General features: G+C 69.3%; 18 protein-coding genes. 15 read left to right on the forward strand and 3 right to left on the reverse strand.

Annotation, left to right across the window (positions count from 1 at the left end; all coding sequences use genetic code 11):
* The first annotated feature begins 64 nt into the window (after positions 1-64).
* The 5 genes from htpX (at position 65) to purH (ending at position 6,112) form a co-directional block, all read left to right on the forward strand.
* On the forward strand, positions 65-1,063 hold the full coding sequence (gene htpX, locus H1343_RS01325) for a zinc metalloprotease HtpX (protein WP_185984207.1): 999 nt from the start codon (positions 65-67) through the stop codon (positions 1,061-1,063).
* The gene (locus H1343_RS01330; protein ID WP_246333188.1) at positions 1,060-2,469 is read left to right on the forward strand and encodes an RsmB/NOP family class I SAM-dependent RNA methyltransferase; all 1,410 of its coding nucleotides are present in this window, start codon (positions 1,060-1,062) and stop codon (positions 2,467-2,469) included. The genes htpX and H1343_RS01330 overlap by 4 nt, the downstream gene beginning before the upstream one ends.
* A 128-nt stretch (positions 2,470-2,597) precedes the next feature.
* Entirely contained in the window at positions 2,598-4,289 is a 1,692-nt protein-coding gene (locus H1343_RS01335; protein ID WP_185984208.1) for a heparinase II/III family protein, read from the forward strand.
* 31 nt (positions 4,290-4,320) lie between these two features.
* Positions 4,321-4,467 (forward strand): hypothetical protein, encoded by a 147-nt coding sequence (locus H1343_RS01340; RefSeq protein WP_185984209.1) that lies wholly within the window; start codon positions 4,321-4,323, stop codon positions 4,465-4,467.
* A gap of 64 nt (positions 4,468-4,531) precedes the next feature.
* Positions 4,532-6,112 carry a bifunctional phosphoribosylaminoimidazolecarboxamide formyltransferase/IMP cyclohydrolase gene (purH, locus tag H1343_RS01345; protein WP_185984210.1) on the forward strand — a complete coding sequence of 527 codons (1,581 nt, stop codon included), beginning with the start codon at positions 4,532-4,534 and terminating at the stop codon, positions 6,110-6,112.
* Here the strand turns inward: purH and H1343_RS01350 are convergent.
* On the reverse strand, positions 6,081-7,559 hold the full coding sequence (locus tag H1343_RS01350) for an MFS transporter (RefSeq protein WP_246333189.1): 1,479 nt from the start codon (positions 7,557-7,559) through the stop codon (positions 6,081-6,083). The two genes, purH and H1343_RS01350, sit on opposite strands and share 32 nt — an antisense overlap.
* Before the next feature lie 63 nt (positions 7,560-7,622).
* Positions 7,623-12,521, reverse strand: coding sequence for an NAD-glutamate dehydrogenase (locus H1343_RS01355; RefSeq protein ID WP_185984211.1), 4,899 nt, complete (start codon positions 12,519-12,521; stop codon positions 7,623-7,625).
* A gap of 161 nt (positions 12,522-12,682) precedes the next feature.
* On the opposite strand from H1343_RS01355, the gene H1343_RS01360 reads away from it, so the two are divergent.
* From H1343_RS01360 to zapE, 6 genes are all read left to right on the forward strand, one after another.
* A complete protein-coding gene (locus tag H1343_RS01360; protein WP_185984212.1) occupies positions 12,683-12,937 on the forward strand; it encodes a hypothetical protein in 255 nt (84 codons plus the stop codon).
* 13 nt (positions 12,938-12,950) lie between these two features.
* Positions 12,951-13,856 (forward strand): pyridoxal kinase PdxY, encoded by a 906-nt coding sequence (gene pdxY / locus H1343_RS01365; protein ID WP_425484615.1) that lies wholly within the window; start codon positions 12,951-12,953, stop codon positions 13,854-13,856.
* Positions 13,853-14,617, forward strand: coding sequence for a DUF429 domain-containing protein (locus tag H1343_RS01370; protein ID WP_185984214.1), 765 nt, complete (start codon positions 13,853-13,855; stop codon positions 14,615-14,617). The genes pdxY and H1343_RS01370 overlap by 4 nt, the downstream gene beginning before the upstream one ends.
* A 67-nt stretch (positions 14,618-14,684) precedes the next feature.
* On the forward strand, positions 14,685-15,341 hold the full coding sequence (locus tag H1343_RS01375; protein WP_185984215.1) for a carbonic anhydrase: 657 nt from the start codon (positions 14,685-14,687) through the stop codon (positions 15,339-15,341).
* A 129-nt stretch (positions 15,342-15,470) separates the two neighbouring features.
* Positions 15,471-16,025 carry a protease inhibitor Inh/omp19 family protein gene (locus H1343_RS01380; protein ID WP_185984216.1) on the forward strand — a complete coding sequence of 185 codons (555 nt, stop codon included), beginning with the start codon at positions 15,471-15,473 and terminating at the stop codon, positions 16,023-16,025.
* Positions 16,026-16,242: 217 nt separating this feature from the next.
* On the forward strand, positions 16,243-17,454 hold the full coding sequence (gene zapE, locus H1343_RS01385) for a cell division protein ZapE (protein ID WP_185984217.1): 1,212 nt from the start codon (positions 16,243-16,245) through the stop codon (positions 17,452-17,454).
* Here zapE and H1343_RS01390 read toward each other — a convergent pair.
* Complete coding sequence (locus tag H1343_RS01390; RefSeq protein ID WP_185984218.1) at positions 17,376-18,533, reverse strand: diguanylate cyclase; 1,158 nt, start codon at positions 18,531-18,533, stop codon at positions 17,376-17,378. The genes zapE and H1343_RS01390 overlap by 79 nt on opposite strands.
* Positions 18,534-18,952: 419 nt before the next feature.
* On the opposite strand from H1343_RS01390, the gene mdh reads away from it, so the two are divergent.
* From mdh to H1343_RS01410, 4 genes are all read left to right on the forward strand, one after another.
* Positions 18,953-19,915, forward strand: a complete 963-nt coding sequence (gene mdh / locus H1343_RS01395; protein WP_185984219.1) for a malate dehydrogenase — start codon at positions 18,953-18,955, stop codon at positions 19,913-19,915.
* Between the two features lie 70 nt (positions 19,916-19,985).
* Positions 19,986-21,176, forward strand: coding sequence for an ADP-forming succinate--CoA ligase subunit beta (gene sucC / locus H1343_RS01400; protein ID WP_185984220.1), 1,191 nt, complete (start codon positions 19,986-19,988; stop codon positions 21,174-21,176).
* Between the two features lie 89 nt (positions 21,177-21,265).
* Entirely contained in the window at positions 21,266-22,171 is a 906-nt protein-coding gene (sucD, locus tag H1343_RS01405; protein ID WP_185984221.1) for a succinate--CoA ligase subunit alpha, read from the forward strand.
* 189 nt (positions 22,172-22,360) lie between these two features.
* Positions 22,361-25,366: a 2-oxoglutarate dehydrogenase E1 component gene (locus tag H1343_RS01410; protein WP_185984222.1), complete on the forward strand. Its 3,006-nt coding sequence runs from the start codon at positions 22,361-22,363 to the stop codon at positions 25,364-25,366.
* The last annotated feature ends 31 nt before the right edge of the window (positions 25,367-25,397 follow it).

Here is a 25,397-nt window from a genome sequence, read left to right on the forward strand (position 1 = left end):
ACCAGATCATAGCCGTCAGATCGCTCTTCAGGGCGTCGCACGCAAGCGGAGATGTCCAAGGCCCATGAACACCGTCAAGACTGCGATGCTCATTGCCTTCATGACAGTCCTTTTCATGGGCGTCGGTTTTCTGATCGGCGGCAGCCAGGGCATGATGATCGCCTTCGTCATTGCCGCCGGCATGAATCTCTTCTCCTACTGGAACGCCGACAAGATGGTGCTGCGCATGCACCATGCGCACGAAGTGGACGAGCGCACGGCGCCCGACTACTACCGCATGGTGCAGGGGCTGGCGCAGAACGCAGGCCTGCCGATGCCCAAGGTCTTCATCATCCAGAACGACCAGCCGAACGCCTTCGCGACAGGCCGCAACCCGCAGAACGCGGCGGTGGCCGCGACGACGGGGCTGCTCCAGCGCCTCACGCCGGAAGAGGTGGCGGGCGTGATGGCGCACGAACTCGCGCATATCCAGAACCGCGACACGCTGATCATGACGATCACCGCGACGCTCGCCGGCGCCATCTCGATGCTTGGCAACTTCGCCTTCTTCTTCGGCGGCAACAGCGGCGACAACCGCAACCCGCTCGGCATCATCGGCGTGCTTCTGGCGATGATCGTCGCTCCGCTCGCGGCGATGATCGTGCAGATGGCGATCAGCCGCACGCGCGAATATTCCGCCGACCGGCGCGGCGCGGAGATCTGCGGCAACCCGATATGGCTTGCCTCGGCGCTGGCGAAGATTTCGGCGGCGGCAGGGCGTACGGTGAACGTCGATGCCGAACGCAATCCGGCGACGGCGCACATGTTCATCATCAATCCGCTGAACGGGCAGCGGATGGACAATCTCTTCTCCACCCACCCCGACACCGGCAACCGCATTGCCGCGCTGCAGGCTTTCGCCGCCGAGATGGGCGGCGGGCATGGCGGTCCGTCCGTCGCGCGCGACAGCGCCTTCGGCGCCGGCCTTCGCCACACGAGCGAGCGCGGATCGTGGACGGGCGGCCGAGGCGGTCGCGGCAGTGGCGGTCCGTCGTCGCGCGGCGGACGCGGGCCCTGGGGTTGAGCGAGACGAGCCCGAAGGGGCCCAGGACCAAGCGCCCCGCCGGCCGGCGCAGCCAGCCGGCCCCCACCCCGAAGACGGCCGCTCCAAGGGCGCCGGGCGTCGCGGCACGGGCGGTTGCCGCAAGGCTTCTCTCGGCCGTCACCGATGCGCGCACCTCGCTCGACGGGCTGACCGACCGCACGGGCGGGCACCCCGAATTCCGCAAGCTGGAGGCCCGCGATCAGGCGCTCGTCAAGGCGATTCTGATGGCGGCGCTGCGCCGCCGCGGCACGATCGAGGCGATTCTTTCCGCCTGCCTTGAGCGCCCGCTGCCGAAGCAGGCCGCCTCGCTTCGCGCGCTCCTGCATGTGGGCGCGGCGCAGATTCTCTTCCTCGACGTGCCGGATTCGGCTGCCGTCGACACGGCGGTGGAACTGGCCGGCGCGGATCCGCGCAGCGCCCGCTTTTCGGGACTGACCAACGCGGTCCTGCGGCGCATCGCGCGTGAAAAGGACGCGTTCCTCGCCCGTTTCGACGACCCGATGATCGATCTGCCGGACTGGCTCGCCGCGCGACTGGCGGCGGCTTATGGCGAGGAAGCGACGCGCCGGATCGCCGCGATCCATCGCACGCCCGCGCCGATCGATATCACGATAAGGAGTGACGGAGAGGGCTGGGCCGGGCGCCTGCGCGGCACGCTCGTCCTGCCGCGCACCGTCCGTCTCGAGAACCCCGAAGGCGCGATCGGCGAGTTGCCGGGCTTTACGGACGGCGAATGGTGGGTGCAGGACGCGGCCGCCGCGATCCCCGCACGGCTGTTCGGCGAGGTTTCGGGCCTTCGCATCGCCGACCTGTGCGCGGCACCCGGCGGCAAGACGGCGCAGCTCGCGAGCGCCGGGGCGCAGGTGACGGCCTTCGACATCTCCGCCAACCGCATGAAGCGGCTGAACGAGAATTTCACGCGGCTCAAGCTCGACGTCGAGACACGCGTCGGCGACATCCGCGCACTGGAGCCGGGCGACGGGTTCGACGGAGTCCTTCTCGACGCGCCCTGCTCCTCCACGGGAACGATCCGTCGCCACCCGGACGTCGCCTACACAAAGGATGCGGCCGAGATCGGCAAGCTCGCCGGCGTACAGGCTGGGCTTCTGGAAAGCGCCGCTGCCTTCGTGAAGCCGGGCGGGCTCCTCGTCTTCTCCAACTGCTCGCTCGACCCCGAGGAGGGCGAGGCGGTGGTCGGCGCGTTTCTCGAGGCTCATGCCGATTTCGTCCGCGAGGCGGTGCGCGCCGAAGAGCTGCCGGGGCTGGAGGCGGCATTGACGCCGGCCGGCGACGTGCGCACCACGCCCGCGATGAGCCTCGGGGAGGCCGCCATCGCACAGGGCCTCGACGGGTTCTACGCCGCCCGCCTGCGCCGCGCCGGCTGACGCGAAACGACGCGCGCCGTCACGCGATCTTAGCGAAGCGTTTACCTCGATCGTCGAAAGTTCGTCCTCGGGCATGACGCGCGCTCGGGCACCGGCCCGATGCCGCGCGAGGGGCGAAAGGTGTCGGTATGGCGGCCGAACTCATCGATGATCCGCGGCTTGCGGGACTGATGCTGAAGGAAGCGTGGCGCCGTGCGCGCCACGGCCTGCGCACCCATTCGCTCACCGCCCTCCTGCATCGCCGCGCCGGCGAGGCCGATCGCCTCGCCGTCCTGCCGCGCGACCTCGAACGCAGCCGCCCGGCCGGGGCCGAGGCGATCTATTGCGGCGTCTTCGACTTCGCCGGCCATCGCCTGGAACTCGCCGGTGCATCGCCCTTCGAGCACGTGAACGCGCCCGTCGCCTGGCGCGAGGCGCTGTTCTCCTTCGAATGGCTGCGCGATCTGTCCGAGGTGGAAGACGCGCTCGCCTGCGAGAACGCCCGCGCGCTCGTCGACGATTATCTCTCGCTGAAGCGCTCGCGCCGGCCTGCGCTGGCCGCGCGCCCGGAGATCGCCGCGCGCCGGCTGATCGCGTTCCTTTGCCATTCGCCCGTGGTGCTGGCGCGCGCGGAAGGGCCGTTCCGGCGGCGCTTCCTCGACCACATGGCGCGCGAGGCGCGGCTCCTGCGGCGCGTCGCGCCCGAGACGAGCGACGGCGTGCCGCGCCTTCTGGTGCGCATCGCGCTCGCCTACGCCGCCCTCTGCCTGCCGGGCGGAGGTGGGCAGATCCGCCTCGCGGGTGGGCATCTTTCGGCCGAGCTCGACCGGCAGATCTTCGCCGATGGCGGCCATGTCTCGCGCAACCCGCAGGCGATCGCGACGCTGCTGCGCTATCTTCTGCCGCTGCGCCAGCTCTTTGCAGCGCGCAACCAGCCGGTGCCGCGCGGCCTCTTCGCCGCCGTCGATCGGATGCTGCCCTCCCTGCGCTTCTTCCTGCACGCCGATGGCGGCACCGCGCTCTTCAACGGCGCGGCCTCCGTGCCGCTGCCGCTTCTGGCCGCGCTCGTGCGCTACGACGAAACGCTGGGCGAGCCGATGGGCCATATGCGCCAGTCCGGCTACCAGCGCCTTTCGCAGGGCAGCACCGTGCTGATCGCTGATACCGGCCTAGCGCCGCCGACGCCGGTCTCCGGCGAAGCCCACGCCGGCACGCTGGCCTTCGAGTTCTCCTCCGGGCACCAGCGCTTCGTCGTCAATTGCGGCGCGCCCCGCGCGCGTTCGGACGCGCTGCGCCGCATGGCGCGCATGACGGCCGCCCATTCGACCCTCACCCTCGCCGACACGTCCTCCTCGCGCTTTGCCCGATCGCGTGCGCTCGACCGCTTCCTCGGCGGGCCACTCGTGGCGGGACCGACGCGCGTGCCTTCCACGCGCGAGGACACGGCCGAGGGCCAGCGCCTCTTCGCTGCCCATGACGGCTACCGCGCGAGCTTCGGCCTCGTCCATGAGCGCGAGATTCTCCTTGCGGAAGGCGGCATGGCGATCGAGGGCACGGACCGGCTGCACCGGGCCGCGAACCGCAGCCGCTGCCAGGAGCCGAAGGACGGCGCGGTGGTGCGCTTCCACCTCCACCCGGACGTCGTGGTGGAGCAGGCGGGGCGCGGAATCCGCCTTGCGGGTGGCGGGGAGATCTGGTGGTTCTTCTGCGATCAGCCGGCGCATCTGGAGGATTCGATCCTCTTCTCCGACCCCTCCGGCCCGCGCGCGACGACGCAGATCGTCGCCGAGATGGCGCCGGGGGTGAGCGAGGCGAACTGGCGCTTCGAGCGCCAGCGTTGACGGGCGGGGCTTCGCACCCCACCTCGGCTCCATGCGCATCACGATCCTCTGCCTCGCCGCGCTTCTGGCGCTCTCCGCCTGCGGGATGAACCGGGCCGTCGGCGTGTTGCCGAATACGCTCGACGATCTCGAACGCCGGACGCAGGGCGAAGAGCCCGCATCCGAACGGGCGCCCTGACGGGTTCCGGTGACGGCGCCGATGCTCTATGGAGCGCGCGACGCACCTCCGGAGAGCCCCGCCCATGGCCATTGCCGCCAACACCACCCCCGCCCCCGACCATCGCCCGATGCAGCGCGCGCTCCTGTCGGTCTTCGACAAGACCGGGCTGGTTGAGCTGGCGCGCGGGCTGGCGGCGGCCGGTGTCGAGCTCCTGTCCACCGGCGGCACGGCCAAGGCGCTGAAGGCCGAGGGGCTGACCGTCACCGACGTCTCGGACGTGACCGGCTTTCCCGAGATCATGGACGGGCGCGTGAAGACGCTGCACCCGATGGTGCACGGCGGCCTCCTGTCGATCCGCAACGACCCCGCGCATGACGAGGCGATGAAGACGCACGGCATCGCCGGCATCGACCTCCTCGTCGTCAATCTCTACCCCTTCGCGCAGACCGTCGCCTCGGGCGCGGACGCCGCCGCGATCGTCGAGAACATCGATATCGGCGGCCCGGCGATGATCCGCGCCGGCGCCAAGAACCACGCCTATGTGACGGTGGCGACGGACCCGGCCGATTACGGGGCCATCCTCGAGGCGGTGAGGGCCTCCTCCGGCACCGATCTCGCGCTGCGCCGGCGCCTCGCCGCCAAGGCCTTCGCGCTGACGGCCGGATACGATACGGCCGTTGCCGGCTGGTTCGCGGGCGAAACCGCCGGCGCTGAGACGACGCTGCGTTACGGCGAGAACCCGCACCAGACGGCGTCCTTCCGCCGCACGGGCGAGGCGCGGCCGGGCGTCTCCACGGCCCGCCAGCTGCAGGGCAAGGAACTCTCCTACAACAACCTCAACGACACGGACGCCGCCTACGAGCTCGTCGCCGAGTTCGACCCGGCGCAAGCGGCTGCCGTCGCCATCATCAAGCACGCCAACCCCTGCGGTGTCGCGGTCGGCGGCAGCATCCTCGAGGCCTATGCGCGGGCGCTCGCCTGCGACCCCGTCTCGGCCTTCGGCGGCATCGTGGCGCTGAACCGCCGGCTGGACGCGGCCTCGGCCGCCGAGATCGTGAAGGTCTTCACCGAGGTGATCATCGCGCCCGAGGCCGACGAGGAGGCGATCGCCATCGTCGCGGCAAAGAAGAACCTGCGGCTTCTCGTCGCCGGCGGCCTGCCGGATCCGGCCGCGCCCGGCGAAATGATCAAGTCCGTTGCGGGCGGGCTTCTCGTCCAGTCGCGCGACAACGGCACGCTGAAGGGACGCGAGCTGAAGGTCGTGACGAAGCGCGCGCCGAGCGCGGCGGAAATGGCCGACCTTCGCTTCGCCTTCACCGTCGCCAAGCACGTGAAGTCCAACGCCATCGTCTATGCGAAGGACGGCGCGACGGTCGGCGTCGGCGCCGGGCAGATGAGCCGCGTCGATTCGGCCCGCATCGCGGCCCGCAAGGCCGAGGACGCGGCGCGCGCGGCCGGGCTTTCCGAGCCGCTGACGCGCGGCTGCGTGGTGGCGTCGGACGCCTTCTTCCCCTTCGCCGACGGGCTGCTCTCGGCGATCGAGGCGGGCGCGACGGCGGTGATCCAGCCGGGCGGCTCGATGCGGGACGACGAGGTGATCGCTGCCGCCGACGAGGCGGGCGTCGCCATGGTCATGACCGGGATGCGTCACTTCCGGCACTGAGCGAGGCGTTGTCCCACTCGCCGCGGCGCGGGTCGCGCGTGGTGAGAAGGACGAGGAAGCCCGCGACCAGGAACACGATCAGCGCCGCCATGCCGATGCGCGAGGCGGTGGTCGGGCCCGTGAGGCTGGCCGCGATACCGGTGACGACCGCGACCGACAGCGGCGCGAGAAATGACGTGACGCGGCCGGTGAGCGCGTAGAGCCCGAACCAGCGGCCGGCCTCTTCCACCGCGACCGACTGGGCGAGCCAGGAACGTGACGAGGCCTGGACCGGGCCGAAGGCGATGCCGATCAGCCCGCCGAAGAGGAGGTACACCTTCTCCGCCGGCCTTGCGAAGAAGCCGCCGGCGCTCTGCATGCCGGTGAAGTCCAGCAGCCCGAAGAGCGAGGACGTCGTGGTGGTCGAGATGATGCCGACCGTCGCGACGATCAGGCTGACGATCGAAACCATCACCACCGCCTTGGAGCCGCAGTAGCGATCGAGCACGCCCGCGAAGCCGCAGCCGACGATGGCGGCGAGGACGAGCATGATGCCGAAGACGCCGCTCTCCGTGATCGACCACCCGAAAAGCCCGGCCGCGAAGGCGCCGCCCAGAAGCAGGACGCCGTTGACGCCGTCCTGGTACAGAAGGCGCGCGATCAGGAAGCGTGCCAGCGCCGGGCGCGCGCGCAGCTCGCGCAGCGTGCCGGCGAACTCGTCGAAGCCGCGCCGCACGGCGCCCCTCGCAGGCAGGCTCGGGGGCGCGCGGTCCGGCACGAGGAGGAACATCGGCAGCACGAAGACGAGATACCACAAGGCCGAAAGCGGCCCGGTGGCCCGTGCGCCTTCACCCGTCGCCGGATCGAGGTCGAAGAGCGGATGCAGACCCGCGACCGTCAGGCCGGTGCTGGGGGAGGCTGCGAGAAAGAAGAGCGTCGCGAACAGCGCGATCAGCCCGCCGACATAGCCGATGCCCCAGGCGACATTCGAGACGACGCCCACGGCCTCCTTCGGCACGAGCTGCGGGATCATCGCGTCGTTGAGGACGATGGACAGCTCGGCCGCGATCGTCGCGAGGATCACTAGGGTCGCGGCTGCGAGGAGACTGGAGCCGGGCGCGGCCGTCCAAAGGAGGCAAAGCGCGGCGATCTTCACCAGCGCGAAGGCAGCGATGAAAGGCTTGCGCGGCCCGGCGCCGTCGGCGATGGCGCCGAGGATCGGTGCAAGCACCGCGACGGTGAGCGCCGAGACGGTGCCCGCGCCCGCCCACCAGGTCTGCCCGGTGGCCGGGTCCGGTGCGAGTTGCGAGACGAAATAGGGTCCGAAGACGAAGGTGATGACGACGGTGAAGAAGGGCTGCGCGGCAAAGTCGAAGCTGATCCAGCCCCAGACGGCCGGTCTGGCAAGCGCCGCACGCGCCCCGGACGACGGCCTGCCGCCCGGAACGCTCGTCATGGTCGTTGTCATCTCTGTTCCGCTCGGTTCCGGCGCGGCGGGCCGCGCCGGGATTTGATCCTCCCGAATCCCGCGTCAGGACACTACGCCATTTTCGCGCGACAGGTCGAGGAGCAGGCCGACGGCGAGGCCGAGCCGCGCGACCGACGTCTCCCCCGAGCCCGCCATGCGCAGCATCTGGTCGCGCAGGCGCGTCAACGGTTCGCCGCCGGCTTCTGCCCAGGCGTCGGCCGGTGCCGTGCCGCCCTGCGCGAGAGCCTGCGCCGTCAGCGCCCGGCGTGCGGTGGAGAGCTGCGCGCCGGCTCGCTCCAGCGCCAGCATCTCGTAATAGTCCGCAGGGCGCAGCGAGCGCAGTGCGCCCTCGACGCGGCCGAGCCGCAGATGCCGCGTGACGCCGAAATAGGCCGAAAGCGCCTGGTCGCGACTGGCCCCCGTTTCACGTGAAACGGCGACGATGTCCGGCACGAGGGCGAGGAGCGGCAGGAGCGCGACTTCCTTTGCCACCGCTTCGGGAACGCCGGCGCCGGCATGCTCGGCGAGGCGCGCCTCGTATTCCTCGCGGGCGCGGTCGCTGGAAAGTTCGAGGACACGCGGCCGGAGCGCTTCGCAGGCCGCGCGAAGCTCGGCGACCGCTTCCGAAAGCGACTGGCCGGCCGGCAGGTTGCGGACGGCCCAGGCGGTGGTCTGCATCAGGAAGCTGCGGGTGGCGCGATAGAGCGCGAACTGCGCCACACTCGTGATCGTTCCGTCCAACGCGTCGATCGCGGCATAGAGCGCGCCCGTGCCGAGGCCGTCCGAGGCGGCGACGAAGGCGCGCACGGAGCGTGAGGGCAGCGCGCCCGCCGCATCGGCGAAGGTGATCGCGAAGGCGGGACCGAGGCGGTTGACGAAATCGTTGGCGAGCGCCGTGGCCACGATCTCCCGGCGCAGGCGGTGGCCGTCGATCTCGCCGGCGAACTCCGCCCGCATCGCATCAGGGAAATAGGCGTGCAGCCGATCGCCCAGATACGGATCGTCCGGTAGGTCGCTTTCCAGGATGCGGTCGAAGAGATCGATCTTGCCGTAGGCGAGGAGGACGGCGAGTTCGGGGCGCGTCAGCCCCCGCCCGGCCGCGCGCAGATCGGCGATGGCCGCGTCGGACGGCAGCGTCTCCACCTCCCGCGAGAGTTCGCCGCGGTCTTCCAGAACCGTCATCAGCCTGGCCTGGGCGGGCAGGCGCATTGCGCCATTGTCTTCGTCCAGCGAGAGGGCAAGCGTCTGCTGGTAGTTGTTGGCGAGGACGAGCGCGGCGACGTCCCCGGTCATCTTCGAGAGCAGTGCGTTGCGATCGTCGCGCGGCAGGCGGCCATCGCTCATGGGGCCCTTCAGCGCGATCTTGATGTTGACCTCGACGTCCGACGTGTTGACGCCGGCCGAATTGTCGATCGCGTCCGTGTTGATGCGCCCGCCCGCCCGCGCGAACTCGATGCGGCCGCGCTGCGTGGCGCCGAGATTGGCACCCTCACCCACCACCTTGGCGCGCAGATCGCGGCCGGTGACGCGCACCGAATCGTTGGCGCGGTCTCCCGCGTCGGCGTTCGATTCGGCGCTGGAACGGATGTAGGTGCCGATGCCGCCGAACCAGAGAAGGTCCACCGGCGCCTTCAGGATGGCATTGATGATCTCGGCAGGCGTGCCCTCTCGGCGATCCCAGCCGATGGCTTCGGCCGCTTCCGCCGGCAGGCGCACGCGCTTCTCGCGCCGGGAGACGATCAGCCCGCCCTTCGAGAGAAGCGCCTTGTCATAGTCGGCCCAGGAGGAGCGCGGCAGGGCGAAGAGCCGCTCGCGCTCGGCGAAGGAGGACGCCGGGTCCGGATCGGGATCGATGAAGATGTCGCGATGATCGAAGGCGGCGACGAGCTTCGTCTGGCGCGACAGCAGCATGCCGTTGCCGAAGACGTCGCCCGACATGTCTCCGCAGCCCGCGACCGTGAAGGGCTCGACCTGAATGTCGCGGTCCATCTCGCGGAAGTGGCGTTTCACCGCCTCCCACGCGCCGCGCGCCGTAATGCCCATGCCCTTGTGGTCGTAACCGGCCGACCCGCCGGAGGCAAAGGCGTCGTCGAGCCAGAACTCCTCGGCCTGCGCGATGGCGTTGGCCGTGTCGGAGAAGGTCGCCGTGCCCTTGTCGGCGGCGACGACGAAATAGGGGTCCGGGCCGTCATGAGCGAGGACGCGGGGCGGCGTGACGGTTTCCTCGCCGACCGCATTGTCGGTGATCGACAGGAGCGAAGCGATGAAGACGACATAGGCCGAGCGGCCGGCCTCGAACCAGGCGTCGCGGCGCGATGCGTCCGGCAGGCGCTTCGGGTAGAAGCCGCCCTTGGCGCCGACCGGCACGATCACCGCGTTCTTGACCTGCTGCGCCTTCACGAGGCCGAGCACTTCGGTGCGATAGTCCTGGCTGCGGTCCGACCAGCGGAGGCCGCCGCGCGCGACGCGCCCGAAGCGCAGATGGACGCCTTCGACACGCGCGTCGAAGACGAAGATCTCGCGGAAGGGCACAGGCTGCGGCAGGCCGTCCAGCGCGTGGGGATCGAACTTGAAGGCAAGCGCGGGCGTCACGGCGCCGGGGCGCGACTCGGCCTCGGCCGACGGATCGCCCAGCGCGTAGAAATTGGTGCGCAGCGTCGCCAGCACGCCTTGCGTGAAACGGCGCAGCACGCGGTCCTCGTCGAGACTGTCCACCTCGTCGAGCGCGGCAAGGATCTCCGCCGTCAGGCGATAAGCCTTCGCGCCGCGCTCGCGGGCGCGGGCGGTGAGCGGGTCCTCCTCGCCCTCCTCGGAGCGGGGCGGCGCCGGCTCGCGCGCCGCGTCCGGGTCGAAGGCGGCGGCGAAGAGATCGAACAGCGCGCGGGCGAGCGCGGGGTGGCGCAGGAGCGTGGCGGCGAGGAAGGCGTCGGTGAAGGCGAGCCCCGTCTGGCGCAGATAGCGCCCGTAGGCGCGCAGGACATTCGCCTCCTGCCATGTGAGCCCGGCCTGGAGGACGAGCGCGTTGAAGCCGTCGTTCTCGATCAGCCCCTCGCCGACCGCCCCGTAAAGCGCTTCCAGAGCCGCCCCGGCGTCCGAAAGAGCGATGTCGCCGCCGCCCTGACGGGCGAGATCCATGTCGTGCAGGTGGACGGCGCTGCCGTCCGGCCGGGCGATCTCGAAGGTGCGCTCGGCGCCGACCGAGAAGCCCATGTTCTCCAGGATCGGAACGCGTGTCGAGAGCGAGAGCGGGGCGCCATAGGCGTAGAGCTTGAGGCGCAGGAGATCGGCTGGATCGCCCTCGCGGCGGTAGAAATCAACCTCCAGCGGCGCGTCCTTCGACAGAGCGTGGATGCGCCCGCCGTCGATCACCGCCTCCGCGGGGTCCACGGCCTCGCGGTAGCCCTGCGGCAGGCCGGGCGCGAGGGACAGAAGCTCGTTCGAGCGCCCGGCCCGCGCGACGGCGCGGGCATAGGCGTCCGCCCAGGAGCGGGACAGGGCGACGATGCGCGCCTCGATTTCGGCCGGCTCGGGCGTCGGCGTCGGCCCGCCCGTGCGCCCGATGATGAAGTGGACCTGTGCGAGCGGACCCTCGGGGAAGGAGGGGTAGTAGGCCGAGACGTGGCCGTCATAGGCCTGCGTCAGGAGGACGCCGATCTCCTCGCGAAGACGCTGGTCGTAGCGCTCGCGCGGGACGAAGACGAGAACCGAGACGAAACGGTCGAACGGATCGACCCGCGGCAGGACGCGCACGCGCGGACGCTCGCCGAGTTCGAGGACGATGCCGACGAAACGCTCGAGAAGATCGACGTCGATCTGGAAGAGCTCGTCGCGCGAATAGGTCTCGAGGGCGTTGGCGAGCGCCTTGGCCGAATGCGATTTCGGCTGCAGACCGAAGCGCATCGTGACGAGCTGCACCTTCTGGCGCAGATAGGGGATCGACAGGACGGGCTGGGTGTAGGCGGCGGCCGTGAACAGGCCAGCGATGCGCAGCTCGCCACAGAGCCGGCCTTCGCGGTCGTATTCCTTGACGCCGATGTAATCCATGTAGACGCGCCGGTGGACGCGCGAACGGGCGTTGGCCTTGGCGACGATCAGCGGCGAGGGCGCTTCCAGAAAGGCCTGGCGCTCGGCGCTGGCGCCCTCGTCCTCCCCCTCGCGGCGCAGGACGCGCACCTCCGGGTCGCGCAGGATCCCGAGCTCGGAGCCCGGCCGGCGGCGCATGATGCGCCCTTCCGGCTCCTCCTCGTAGGCGAATTCGCGCGTGCCGAGGAAGATGAAATTGTCCGAGGTCAGCCATTCGAGAAAGGCGGCCGCCTCCTCGACCTCGGCGCGGTTGCCCTGCGTATCGACGCGCTCCGCACGGCGCCGGAGCTGGAAGGCGGCGCGTGCCGTGCGCTCGCGCATCGCGTAGAAATCATCGTTGGCCGCCGCGATCTGACGCAGGATCGCCTCGATCCGTTCCGCGAGGCGCGCGCCGGCCTGCGGGTCCGCCGGCACGCCGGTGGCGATCTGCATGAGGCTGACGCGATCGTTGGCGCCGGGCACCGTGTCGTGCGCGGCGGCGAAGCTCTTCACCGCGCCGTCCGCCCCGCGCACGACGTCGAGGATCGGGTGCGAGATGTAATGCACCTCGGGCATCGTCTCGCCGATCTCGGCGATCACCGAATCGAACAGGAAGGCGCGGTCGTCGGTGACGACGGTCACGAGCTGCAACGTCTCGTCGCCCTTGGCGAAACCCACGGGCGTTTCGACCGCGACGACCGCCTCGCCCGGCTTCTGGCGCGACAGCGCCTCGGCAGCACGCCCGGCGGCGATGGCGAGCGCAGCGGGCGTGATGGCGGACAGGTCTTCGGCGGGCGGACGGGCGAGCAGCAGCGGCACGAGCGTGGCGCGTGCCTCCCCGGCCGGCACCTCGCGAAGGACCGTCTCGATGATCTGCGCTTTGTCCGGTGTCGTCGCCATCGGTTCTGCCTTCCCCTCTCGGCGCGGCCATCCCCGGCCGCCTGTCTTTTTCCGCATATCGCCTGCCGGCGCGAAACTGGTGCGACAGCCGGCCGTGTCCACAGCCGGGATGCCCTGCGAGCGGTTGCCCTGCACGGACTTTTCGGTCAGATTTCGGCACCATGAGCCATCGCGACGACGACGAAAGACAGCGGGAGGCGGACGCCATCCTGCGGCGCCTGCGCCAGGAGACCGATCCGCAGATCGGCGCCGGCACGGCGCAGATGCTGACGGGCGCGAGGGCGCATTTCTCCGGGGCCGACGCCGACCCGAACGACCGGATCGAGGTTCTGGGAACGCGCATCGGGCGCCTCGCGGGCCTTGCCGCCTGCATCGTCCTCGCGGTCATGTTCGTCGTGAATTACCTCCTCCCCTGAGAATGGCGCTGCGATGATGGCTCAGGGCTCCGACAGCGCGCCGCCCGACCGCGGGGCGGTGATCTCGATCTCCAGCCATGTGGCGCGCGGCACGGTGGGCAACCGCGCAGCCGTCTTCGCGCTGGAAACGCTCGGCCATCCGGTCTGGTCGGTGCCGACCGTCACCCTGCCTTGGCACCCCGGCCACGGCCCGGCGACGCGCATCGTGCCCGACGATGCGGCCTTTTCGGCCTTTCTCGACGATCTTGCCGGCGCGCCGTGGCTCGGCGAGGTTTCGGCCGTCCTGACGGGATATTTCGGCTCGCCGCGCCAGATCGAGCCGGCGGCGCGGCTGATCGAGGCGGTGCGCGCGGCGCGGCCGGACGCGATCTTCATCTGCGATCCGGTGATCGGCGACGGCGCGGAAGCGGGCGGACGGCTCTACCAGCCGGCGGAGACGATGGAGGCGATCCGCGACCGGCTCCTGCCGCTCGCCGACATCGCGACGCCCAACCGCTTCGAACTGGAGCTCATCACCGGGCTGGAGCTGTCGTCGAACGCGCATCTGATCGAGGCGGCGGCCTCTCTGGGCCCGGGCCGGGTGATGATCACCTCGGCCTTCCCGCTCCTGCGCGGGGGCATCGGCAATCTCCTCACCGATGGACAGGAGGCGATTCTCGCCGAGCACCGGCGCATCGACGGCGCGCCGAACGGTCTCGGAGACCTGACGGCGGCGGTCTTCCTGGCACGCACCCTCGCCGGGCTTCCGGCCGAAAAGGCACTGCAATCGACGACGGCGGCAGTCTACGAGATCCTGGCGCGCACCACCAAGCGCGGCGCCGACGAACTGACGCTCGAGACCGACGCGGACAGCCTGAAGACGCCGATGGCGATGGTGCAGATGCGGCGCCTCGCCATGCCGGGCGGCCGGCGCGCTTGACGGCCGAGCGGACGCTGGCGGGCGTCGACGGCTGCCGTGCCGGCTGGCTTGCGGCGATCGAGCATCCCGGCAAGGCGCCCTCCATCGCCGTCTTCACCCGCTTTGCCGATCTTCTGGCAGCCCTGCCGGACGATGCCCTCATCGCCGTCGACATGCCGATCGGCCTGCCGGAGCGCATCGACGGCCCCGGCAGGGCTGCCGAGAAGGCGGCGCGGCCGCATCTGGCCATGCGCCAGTCGAGCGTCTTTTCCATCCCGGCGCGCGCCGCCGTCGAGCTCTGGCCCGGCCTCTTCCACGACGAACTGCACCGGCGCGAAAGCCACGCCGCGGCCAGCGCGCTGGCGCGCACGCTCTCCGACCCGCCGCGCGGTGTCTCGATCCAGGGTTACATGCTGTTCGGCAAGATCCTCGAGATCGACGCGTTGCTGCGCGAAAGCCCGGCGCTCACGGAGCGGGTGATCGAGAGTCACCCCGAGATGGCCTTCCGGGCGATGAACGGCGGCGTGCCGGCAATGCGGCCGAAGAAGGTGAAGAACCGGCCGAACCCGGACGGCCTCGACGAGCGCGAGGCGCTGCTGGCGGTGGCGGGCATATCGCGCGCCGCCTTTGCGCACGTTCCGCCCGGCACAGGCCGCGACGACCTTCTCGACGCGCTGGCGATGCTGGTGACGGCGCGCCGCCATGCTCAAGGTCTCGCCGTATCCTACCCCGACCCGCCCGACCGCGACGCCCACGGCCTGCCGATCGCCATCCGGGCGTGAAGCCTTGACTTGCCGAACCTCCGGCGCTTCTTCCGAAAGGCGACACTTGCAAGACGAGAAGGCGCCCATGCTTCTGCCCGACCATCTCCTCGCCGGCTACAAGAGCTTCATAGAAGGGCGATACCTCGCCGAGACGCAGACGTACCGGGCCCTGGCGCGCGACGGGCAGGCGCCCGAGACGATGATCGTCGCCTGCTGCGATTCGCGCGCGGCGCCCGAGACGATCTTCGGCTCGGCGCCGGGCGAATTGTTCGTCGTGCGCAACGTCGCCAACCTCGTGCCGCCCTACGAGCCGGACGGAGACTTCCACGGCACCTCGGCCGCGCTGGAATTCGCGGTCGTGGCGCTGAAGGTGAAGCACATCGTCGTCATGGGACACGGGCGCTGCGGCGGTATTCAGGCGGCGCTGACGCAGGACTTCGAACCATTGTCGCAGAGCGATTTCATCGGCAAGTGGATGAGCCTCGTGCGCCCGGCCGCCGAGACGGTGGGCGCCAGCGAGTTCATGACCACGAGCGAGCGCCAGACAGCGATGGAGCGCATCTCCATCCGCCACTCGCTCGCCAATCTTCGCGCCTTCCCCGACATCGCCGAGCGCGAGGCGGCCGGAACGCTGACCCTTCACGGGGCCTGGTTCGACATCTCGTCCGGCGAATTGTGGGCGATGAACCCGGCGACGGGCGATTTCGAGCGCCCGCTGATCGAGGGCGCCGACGCGAACTGAGCTCGCACACTTTGCGACGTTCGGGGCTGGACGCTTGCGATCGGCGCGAAAGATACGTTTAACGATAAAAGCGACGGATCACCCGTCACAAACATGACCGACAACGGCACGGCTCGAGGAACGGCCCCCATGATGCATTGGACGAAGACCGGCGCGGCACTCGCCGCGATGATGGCGCTGGCAGGGTGCCAGCAGAGCGTACCGACGCTCGGCGGTGGCAATGTCGGCGGGCCCGCCCCGCTGAGCCCCGCGCCGCGCGGTCAGGTCTATTCCAACCAGCTTCCGCCCCCGCCCCCGCCGCCGGCCTCCTCGCAGACGATCCAGCCGGTCCTGAACCCCGACGGCACCGCCGTAAACGGCACGACCACGCCGGGTGCGGCGCCGACGCAGACCGCCTCGGCCGCACCGGTGACGCGCGAAGGGCTCGTGGGCGCCTGGCGCGTCTCCTCGGGCGGCGGCAACTGCCAGATCTTCATGGCGCTGACCCAGTGGAGCGGCGGCTACCGCGCCGCCTCGCGCGGCTGCCCCGGCCAGGTGGCCGACGTCTCCGCCTGGGACGTCTCGGGAAGCCAGGTGGTGCTGCGCTCCAACTCGGGCGACACGGTCGCGACCCTCAACAATGCCGGCGGCACCCGCTACGAGGGGACGACGACGGGGGGCCAGCCCATCTCCCTCTACCGGTAAATCCAAAGGATCGAGCCACGCCGACGGCCGCCTGATGCGGTTTGCTGCGCTTCCGGTGCTCACGGACCCCAAGTCCGCTGCGCGCCGGTTCTCGCATTCCCGCACCAGGACGTCTCGCCGGACGAGGCTTCTCCTTCGGATTACATCCCTTCCGCCGGCCGGTGGCCGATCGGAATGGCTGTAAGGGCAGGGTGACGGGTCGGAAAGGCTGATCGGCATGGCACATGAGAGCTATGGGGCGGCGCGGCCCGAGCGCGGGGCCGTGCGCGCCGCCATCGAGGCGAAGGTGCACGCCGGTGCCCTCGACCCGGACCCCGTGCAGCAGGCCCTCGCCGACCGGCTCGACGCGCTGGAGCGCGAGCTGCGAAGCGCCTCCCTCTCCACCAAGAAGAGCGCGCTCGGCTGGCTGTTCGGCAGGCGCGAGAGCGCGCCGGTGCCGCGCGGCGTCTACGTCTACGGCAAGGTCGGGCGCGGCAAGTCCATGCTGATGGACCTGTTCTTCGAAAAGAGCGCCGAGCCGCGAAAGCGCCGCGTCCACTTCCACGCCTTCATGGGCGAGGTGCAGGAGCGCATCGCGGCCCATCGCGCCGCCGTGAAGGCGGGCAAGGCGAGCGGCGACGATCCGATCGGCCCCGTCGCCAAAGCCGTGGCCGCCGAGACGCGGCTCCTGTGCTTCGACGAATTCACCGTCACCGACATCGCCGACGCGATGATCCTCTCGCGCCTGTTCGAGGCCCTGTTCGCCGAGGGGATCGTGCTCGTCGCGACCTCCAACGTGGCGCCCGACGACCTTTACAAGGACGGTCTCAACCGGCCGCTCTTCCTGCCCTTCGTCGCCGTCCTGAAGGCGCACACGGACGTCTTCGAGGTCGACGCGCCGACGGACTACCGCCTGCAGACGCTGGGCGGCGACGATCTCTATCTCTCGCCGTTGTCGGAGGCGACGTCGGCTGCCTTCAAGGGGCTTTGGCGTTCCGTGCTCGGCAGCGCGCACGAGGCGCCCGAGACGCTGTCCATGAAGGGGCGCGGCCTCGCCGTGCCGCGCGCAGGCGCGGGGGCCGCGCGCTTCGCCGCGCGCGAACTCCTCGAAGAATCGCTCGGCGCGGCCGACTTCCTCGCCATCGCGGCGCGCTTCGACACGGTGTTCGTGGACGACCTGCCTCGCCTGGAAGGGCGCAACGAGGCCAAGCGATTCATCCTCCTCGTCGACACGCTCTACGATGCCGGCCGGCGGATCGTGATCCGCGCGCAGGCTCCGGCCGACGAGCTGTTCGCCGGACGCAAGGGCACGACAGAGGCCTTCGAGTTCGACCGGACCGTCTCGCGCCTGATCGAGATGCGCTCGGACGATTACGGCGCGCGCTGGGGGGCGAGGCGCGGGGCGCCGAGCGCAGGCGCCGACGAAGGGCGCGTCGGCGCCGAGATCTGAGGCACGGCCTCGATGGCGCGGTCCCGCCCCTCGGCCTTGGCACGGTAGAGCGCGGCATCGGCGCGCGTCAGCGCCGCGGCGATCGCCTCGCCGTCGCGGGTGTGGGCAATGCCGATGCTCACGGTCATGCCGAACTCGGCATCGGGCAGCGCGATGTGGCGGCGGCGCACATTGGTGAGGATGCGCTCCGCGACGCCTCGGCCCTCCTCCAGATGCGTGTCGGGGAGGGCGACCACGAACTCCTCACCCCCGAAGCGCGCCACCACGTCGCCGACGCGGGCGCTCGCGCGCAGCGTTTCGGCAAGGACGCACAGCGCCGTATCACCGACATCGTGGCCGTAGCGGTCGTTGATCGACTTGAAGTGATCGACGTCGACGATCATCAGCGTGAAGCCCTTGCGCCACGACGCCGAGCGCAGGCCCTTCTCGGCCGCGTCGAAGGCGCGCCGGTTCGGCAGGCGCGTCAGAGGATCGGTCAGTGCGTCGTCGGCCAGCGCCTTCTCGCGCGCGATCAGCTTGTTCTCGCGCGTCATCATCGCGCCGAGGACCTGCGTGGCGAAGAGCGCCGAGCCTGCGAGGCTGCTCACGACGGTGAGAACGTAGCCGAGTTCGACTGAGCCGAGGAGGACGAGAACGAAGCCCGCGTTCAGCGACAGGCCGAGGCCGAGATAGAAAAGGCCGAGCGCCGTGACCGAATGGCGCTTGAACCAGAGCTGGCGCCAGACGAGCCCGACGGTCAGCGACATGAGGAGCGTTCCGAGCGCGATCGGAACGCCCGAGCCGCCGAGCGCGATCCGGTAGGCCGCGGCGATGGTGCCGGTGATCACGGCGGCGACCGGGCCGACGAAGGCTGCCGCCATGCCGACCATGATGGTGCGCACATCGATGATGACGCCGGGCAGGAGCATGGTCGGCGTCATCATGGCGGCGATGGCGCCGCCGCCGAAGACGAGCCCGTGCAGGACGGCACGCTGCAGGCGCGTGGCCGGCAGGCGCTGGATGGTGCCGTAGAGAACGGCAACGAGCGCCATGAGGCCGAGGCCGTTGAAGAAGCTCGCGAGAAGATGCGTGTTCGCCATGTCGATACCCGCGAAACGTCTGCGCTGGCGCACCCTTCGGGCGACGAAGTGCCAGACGACCTCGCCCGGGTGCCATGATCGATGTTAATGCTTCGCCTTACGGGCAGGGGCAAGGCCCGACGAAACCGTCATTACGCCCAACCCCCGGTGAGGGCTAGGTATCCCGGTCAAGTGCAGGAACGCACAATGCTATTCATTTGACGTTTACGTAAGCGATTTTTCATTTAACCGGTTGAATTCGTTCAGGCGTTAATTCTCCGGTTGAATCTTTGCTCGCGGGTGCGTAATCGGTCGCGGCGATCGACGCCTCGCGCGCTGGAGTGGTGCGCGACGTCGGCCGTCTTCGCCCGGCCTGCGGCCTAGCGACGGTTCCAGACACGGGGAGGACGCGTTCCTCCCGACGAGAGGAAAGAGCTTTCATGGCCCGTGCAAAGATCGCACTCATCGGTTCCGGCATGATCGGCGGCACGCTCGCGCATCTGGCGAGCCTGAAGGAGCTCGGCGACATCGTCCTGTTCGACATCGCCGAGGGCACGCCGCAGGGCAAGGCGCTCGACATCGCGCAGTCCGGCCCGGTCGAGGGCTTCGACGCCAGGCTCTCGGGCGCCAACGACTATTCGGCCATCGAGGGCGCGGACGTGTGCATCGTCACCGCTGGCGTGCCGCGCAAGCCCGGCATGAGCCGCGACGACCTGCTCGGCATCAACCTCAAGGTGATGGAATCGGTCGGTGCGGGCATCAAGCAGTATGCGCCGAACGCCTTCGTGATCTGCATCACCAACCCTCTCGACGCGATGGTCTGGGCGCTGCAGAAGTTCTCCGGCCTCCCGAAGGAGAAGGTCGTCGGGATGGCCGGCGTGCTCGACTCCTCGCGCTTCCGCACCTTCCTCGCCACGGAATTCGACGTCTCGGTCGAGGACGTCACGGCCTTCGTGCTCGGCGGCCACGGCGACACGATGGTGCCGCTGACGCGTTACTCGACGGTGGCCGGCATCCCGCTGACCGACCTCGTGAAGATGGGCTGGTGCACGGCCGAGCGCCTGGAGGAGATCGTCCAGCGCACCCGTGACGGCGGCGCCGAGATCGTCGGCCTCCTCAAGACCGGCTCGGCCTACTACGCGCCGGCCGCCTCGGCGATCGAGATGGCCGAGAGCTACCTCAAGGATAAGAAGCGCGTGCTGCCCTGCGCCGCGGCCCTGTCCGGCCAGTACGGCCAGAACGACATGTATGTCGGCGTGCCCTGCGTGATCGGCGCCGGCGGCGTCGAGCGGGTTCTCGAGATCGAGCTCGACGGCGACGAGAAGGCCCAATTCGAGAAGTCGGTCGGCTCCGTGAAGGGGCTGATGGAAGCCTGCCAGGGCATTGCCCCGAACCTGAAGTAACACTCTCGGCCGCCCGCGAACCGGGCGGCCTTTTTTCTTTTTCGATCCCAGCTGGGGGACTGAGCTTTCCATGAACATCCACGAATATCAGGCCAAGCAGGTCCTCAAGGGCTTCGGCGCTCCTGTCGCGCAGGGCGTGGCGATCACCTCGGCCGACGAGGCGGAGGCCGCCGCCAAGCAGCTTCCCGGCCCGCTCTATGTCGTGAAGAGCCAGATCCACGCCGGCGGGCGCGGCAAGGGCAAGTTCAAGGAACTGGGCGAGGGCGCCAAGGGCGGCGTGCGCCTCGCCAAGTCGGTCGAGGAAGTGGTCGCGCATTCGCGCGAGATGCTCGGCAACACGCTCGTCACCGCCCAGACCGGCGACGCCGGCAAGCAGGTGAACCGCCTCTACATCGAGGACGGCGCCGATATCGACCGCGAGCTCTACCTCTCGATCCTCGTCGACCGCGCGGTCGGCAAGGTCGCCTTCGTCGTCTCGACCGAAGGCGGCATGGACATCGAGGCGGTGGCCCACGACACGCCGGAGAAGATCGTCAATGTCGCGATCGACGCCGAGAAGGGCGTGACGGACGCCGACGTCGCCAAGATCACCGACGCGCTGAAGCTGGACGGGGCGGCCGCCGAGGACGGCAAGAGCCTGTTCCCGGCGCTGTACAAGGCCTTCGTCGAGAAGGACATGGCGCTTCTCGAGGTCAACCCGCTGATCGTGATGACCGACGGGCACCTGCGCGTGCTCGACGCCAAGGTCTCCTTCGACGGCAACGCGCTGTTCCGTCATGACGACATCCGCGCGCTGCGCGACGAGACCGAAGAGGACGCCAAGGAGATCGAGGCCTCCAAGTGGGACCTCGCCTATGTGGCGCTCGACGGCAATATCGGCTGCATGGTGAACGGCGCGGGCCTCGCCATGGCGACGATGGACATCATCAAGCTCTACGGCAAGGAACCGGCGAACTTCTGCGACGTCGGCGGCGGCGCGAGCAAGGAAAAGGTCGCGGCGGCCTTCAAGATCATCACGGCCGATCCGGCGGTGAAGGGCATCCTCGTCAACATCTTCGGCGGCATCATGCGCTGCGATGTCATCGCCGAGGGCGTGGTCGCGGCCGTCAAGGAAGTCGGCCTTAAGGTGCCGCTGGTCGTGCGCCTCGAGGGCACGAACGTGGAGAAGGGCAAGGCGATCCTCAACGAATCGGGCCTTGCCATCACTGCGGCCGACGACCTCGACGACGCCGCCCAGAAGATCGTCGCGGCGATCGGCTGACGTCACAGGCCGGTCGCGCGTCGACCTGCCCCGTTTCCGCTTTCGAAGCACTTCTGCTGATCGACCCTTTCGGAGTCTCGCAAAAAACCATGTCCATTCTCGTCGACAAGAACACCAAGGTCATCGTGCAGGGCCTGACCGGCAAGACCGGCACCTTCCACACCGAGCAGGCGCTGGCCTATTACGGCACGCAGATGGTGGGCGGCGTCCACCCCAAGAAGGGCGGCGAGAGCTGGTCCTCGGGCCTCGACGGCACGAGCTTGCCGATCTTCGCCTCCGTCGCCGAAGCGCGCGAGCGGACCGGTGCCGACGCCTCGGTCGTCTACGTGCCGCCGGCCGGCGCGGCCGCGGCCATCATCGAGGCGATCGACGCCGAGGTGCCCTTCATCGTCTGCATCACCGAGGGCATCCCGGTGTCCGACATGGTGAAGGTCAAGGCGCGCCTCGAGCGCTCCAACTCGCGTCTTCTCGGCCCGAACTGCCCCGGCATCCTGACGCCGGAGGAGTGCAAGATCGGCATCATGCCCGGCTCGATCTTCAAGAAGGGCAATGTCGGCATTGTCTCGCGCTCCGGCACGCTGACCTACGAGGCCGTGTTCCAGACCTCGAACGAGGGCCTCGGCCAGACCACGGCCGTCGGCATCGGCGGCGACCCGGTGAAGGGCACCGAGTTCATCGACGTCCTCGAGATGTTCCTCGCCGACGAGGCGACGCAGTCGATCATCATGATCGGCGAGATCGGCGGTTCCGCCGAGGAAGACGCCGCGCAGTTCCTCATCGACGAGGCGAAGAAGGGCCGAAGCAAGCCGATGGCGGGCTTCATCGCGGGCCGCACGGCGCCCAAGGGCCGCACGATGGGCCATGCCGGCGCCGTCGTCTCCGGCGGCAAGGGCGACGCGGAATCCAAGATCGCGGCGATGGAAGCGGCCGGCATCAGGGTCTCGCCCTCGCCCGCGCGCCTCGGCAAGACGCTGGTCGAGGTGCTGAAGGGCTGAAAAAGGCCCGAAGCCGGCAGGGAGGCACCATGAAAGGGGCATCTTTACTGGTTTTGGGTAAGCCGCGTTATGCCGGCACCGCCGGTGCCCGCATAACGGATTGAATGAACCGGCAGGTGGGCAGGGGCCCGCCTGCCTTTGAGGCTTCAAGGAGGCGGCGACCGGGATGCCGGCGCCGACGGACGACAGATGGCACGCAACCCCGCGAACGAGACCTTTGCGCTGACCTCCTTCCTCTACGGCGGCAACGCCGACTATATCGAGGGGCTGCACGCGGCCTACGAGAACGACCCGGCCTCGGTGGCGCCCGAGTGGCAGGACTTCTTCAAGGAACTGAAGGAGGACAAGGCGACCGTCCAGAAGAACGCCGCCGGCCCCTCCTGGGAGCGTGCCAACTGGCCGATCGCCGCCAATGACGACCTCGTCTCCGCGCTCGACGGCAACTGGGCCGAGGCGGAAGCCAAGGTCGGCAAGCAGGTCCGTGAGAAGTCCAAGCCGGACGGCGTCGCGCTGAAGGACGGCGAGGTCGGACAGGCGACGCGCGACACGCTGCGCGCCCTGATGCTGATCCGCGCCTACCGCGTGCGCGGACACCTGCACGCCAAGCTCGACCCACTCGGTCTCGCGACGCAGCCCGACGAGGACTACAACGAGCTTTCGCCCGAGAATTACGGCTTCACGGCCGCCGACTACGACCGCAAGATCTTCATCGACAACGTGCTCGGCATGGAGTTCGCCACGATCCGCCAGATCGTGGACATCCTCCAGCGCACCTACTGCTCCACGATCGGCGTGGAGTTCATGCACATGTCGAACCCCTCCGAGAAGCAGTGGATTCAGGAGCGGATCGAGGGCCCGGACAAGGGCGTCGACTTCACGCCCGAGGGCAAGCGCGCGATCCTGAACAAGCTGATCGAGGCGGAGGGCTTCGAGAAGTTCCTCGACGTCAAGTACAAGGGCACAAAGCGCTTCGGCCTCGACGGCGGCGAGGCGCTGATCCCCGCGCTCGAGCAGATCATCAAGCGCGGCGGCCAGCTCGGCCTCAAGGAGATCGTCCTCGGCATGGCCCATCGCGGCCGCCTGAACGTCCTCTCCCAAGTGATGGCCAAGCCCCACCGCGCGATCTTCCACGAGTTCAAGGGCGGCTCGTTCAAGCCCGACGACGTGGAAGGCTCGGGCGATGTGAAGTACCATCTGGGTGCCTCGTCCGACCGCGAGTTCGACCAGAACAAGGTCCACCTGTCGCTGACGGCGAACCCTTCGCATCTCGAGATCGTCAACCCGGTGGTGCTCGGCAAGGCGCGCGCCAAGCAGGACCAGATCTACGGGCGCACGCGCACCGACGTCGTGCCGCAGGAAATCCGCAATCAGGTTCTGCCGCTCCTGATCCATGGCGACGCGGCCTTCGCCGGCCAGGGCGTCGTGGCCGAGTGTTTCGGCCTCTCGGGCCTGCGCGGCCACCGCGTCGGCGGCTCGGTCCACGTCATCATCAACAACCAGATCGGCTTCACGACGAACCCGCGCTTCTCGCGCTCCTCGCCGTACCCCTCCGACGTCGCCAAGATGGTCGAGGCGCCGATCTTCCACGTCAACGGCGATGATCCGGAGGCGGTCGTCTACGCGGCGAAGGTGGCGATCGAGTACCGCCAGACCTTCCACAAGCCGGTGGTCATCGACATTTTCTGCTACCGCCGCTTCGGCCACAACGAGGGCGACGAGCCCGCGTTCACCCAGCCGATCATGTACAAGACCATCCGCAACCACGAGACGACGCTGGAGCTCTACGCCAGGAAGCTGGTGGAGGCAGGCGTCCTCACGCAGGACGACGTCGACGCGCGCCGCGCCGAATGGCGCCAGCATCTCGACGCCGAGTTCGAGGCGGGCCAGGCCTATCTGCCGAACAAGGCCGACTGGCTGGACGGCGCGTGGTCCGGCATGCGCCGCGCCGACGACGAGGACGAGCCGCGCCGCGGCATGACCGGCGTCGACATGAAGCGGCTGAAGGAGATCGGCAGGAAGCTCACCGAGATCCCGGAGGGCTTCAACGTCCACCGCACGATCGGGCGCTTCCTCGAGAACCGCGCCAAGGCCATCGAGGCCGGGGAGCCGATCGACTGGGCGACAGCCGAGGCGCTGGCCTTCGGCTCGATCATGGCGGAGGGCAACCCGGTGCGCCTGTCCGGCCAGGACTCGGAACGCGGCACTTTCTCGCAGCGCCATTCGGTGCTCTACGACCAGGAGAACGAGAACCGCTACATCCCGCTCGCCAATATCCAGAAGGGCCAGGCCTCCTTCGAGGTCATCAACTCGATGCTCTCCGAAGAGGCCGTGCTCGGCTTCGAATACGGCTATTCGCTCGCCGAGCCGAACGCCCTGACGCTGTGGGAAGCGCAGTTCGGAGACTTCGTGAACGGCGCGCAGGTGGTGATCGACCAGTTCATCTCCTCCGGTGAGGCGAAGTGGCTGCGCATGTCGGGCCTCGTCATGCTCCTGCCGCACGGCTACGAGGGGCAGGGTCCCGAGCACTCCTCGGCGCGCCTGGAGCGCTTCCTGCAGGCGTGTGCGCAGGACAACATGCAGGTCGCCAACGTCACGACGCCGGCGAACTACTTCCACATCCTGCGCCGCCAGATGAAGCGCGACTTCCGCAAGCCGCTGATCCTGATGACGCCGAAGTCGCTGCTTCGCCACAAGCGCGCCGTGTCCGAGCTTTCGGACATGGCCGGCGACACCGCCTTCCACCGCGTTCTCCTCGACGACGCGGAGACGAAGAAGGGCAGCGCGGTGAAGCTTGCCAAGGACGGCAGGATCCGCCGCGTGGTCCTGTGCACCGGCAAGGTCTATTACGACCTTCTCGACGAGCGCGAGAAGCGCGGGCTGGACGACGTCTATCTCCTGCGCGTCGAGCAGCTCTATCCGTTCCCGGCCAAGACGCTCATCAACGAGCTCTCGCGCTTCAAGGACGCCGAGATCGTCTGGTGCCAGGAAGAGCCCAAGAACATGGGTGCATGGAGCTTCATCGAGCCCTATCTTGAGTGGGTGCTCGACCGCACCGGCGCGCCAAAGCGCCGCGCGCGCTATGCGGGGCGCCCGCCGGCCGCATCGCCGGCCGTCGGCACCATGTCGAAGCATCTCGCCCAGCTCGAGGCCTTCCTCGAGGAGGCGCTCGGCAACCCCGACGCCGCAAAGTCCTAACGAACACGCCCGCCCGCGCCCTCAACGATCT

The organism is Aureimonas mangrovi (assembly GCF_014058705.1).
GTDB classification, from domain to species: Bacteria; Pseudomonadota; Alphaproteobacteria; order Rhizobiales; family Rhizobiaceae; genus Aureimonas; species Aureimonas mangrovi.